General features: G+C 68.4%; 3 protein-coding genes. All 3 read left to right on the forward strand.

The window, feature by feature from the left end; genetic code table 11:
* Positions 1–5: 5 nt before the first annotated feature.
* The 3 genes from G6W55_RS37870 (at position 6) to G6W55_RS37880 (ending at position 891) form a co-directional block, all read left to right on the forward strand.
* Positions 6–200, forward strand: a complete 195-nt coding sequence (locus G6W55_RS37870; RefSeq protein ID WP_020131205.1) for a hypothetical protein — start codon at positions 6–8, stop codon at positions 198–200.
* Between the two features lie 35 nt (positions 201–235).
* Positions 236–526 carry a hypothetical protein gene (locus G6W55_RS37875; RefSeq protein WP_175525090.1) on the forward strand — a complete coding sequence of 97 codons (291 nt, stop codon included), beginning with the start codon at positions 236–238 and terminating at the stop codon, positions 524–526.
* 104 nt (positions 527–630) lie between these two features.
* Positions 631–891, forward strand: a complete 261-nt coding sequence (locus tag G6W55_RS37880) for a hypothetical protein (RefSeq protein WP_175525091.1) — start codon at positions 631–633, stop codon at positions 889–891.
* Positions 892–896 lie beyond the last annotated feature (5 nt).

Raw genomic sequence — 896 nt, forward strand, 5'->3', positions numbered from 1 at the left:
CTGCCGTGCTGGTGTCCATGTCCGCCGTGCTGCTGCTCGGCCTGCTGATCTGGTTCCTCCTGCGCATTCGGTACCTCAGGTGGGCCGACACGCTGCTCTGCGGAACCTTCGGCTTCCTACTCGCCCGGACCGTGGCCGCGCCGTTCGTTCAGGCCCTCCTCGACGGCGTGAACGGCTTCCTCGGCCAACTCCGCTTCTGAAGCACCCCACCACTGACCCGACAAGGGGACTACCTGTGTCCGACTACGTCATCCGCTCCGGTGACCGCGCCGCGTTCCTGACCGGTCTGCGGGAGCTGGTCGACTTCCTGACCGCCAACCCGGCCGTCGTCGTACCGCGTCACGCGTCCGTCACCGTCCTGGTCGACGCCTCGGACTCTGCCGCTCGCCGCGACGGCGTGGACTCCGTCGCCGCTCCGCTCGGCGTGCCGACGGAGGACATCGGCCGGGGCTACTTCGACGCACGCCGCGACTTCGGACCGATCTCGTACAGCGCCATCGGGACTCCTCCCGAGGAACGGCAGTGATCGCCCGTACGAAGGGCTCCCGACGGGGCGCGAAGTCGCCAAACCCGACCCCGTCAGGAACCCACTCCATCCGCCACATGAGCAGTGAAAGGAGCATTCACACTTTGTCCACCGCGCATCATTCGCGCAAATCCCCGTCCCTCGACTGCGACCTCAGGCAGTGCGACGCTCAGGTCTCGACCTGCGCCGGACGGGAACAGATCGTCCTCGTCGAGCTCGACGGAACCGAGCAGTGGCTGTGTCCCGCGCACGCGGCCGCCGTCTGGCTCACGGACCCGACGCTCCGCTTCAGCGCCAAGACTCGGCCGGAGGGGATCTCGGCCGTGATGGGGCAGGCGTTCGGCGACGGGGGTGGTCGCCGATGACCACC

Origin of the sequence: Streptomyces sp. CAI-85 (assembly GCF_013363615.1) — a bacterium.
GTDB lineage: Bacteria > Actinomycetota > Actinomycetes > Streptomycetales > Streptomycetaceae > Streptomyces > Streptomyces antibioticus_B.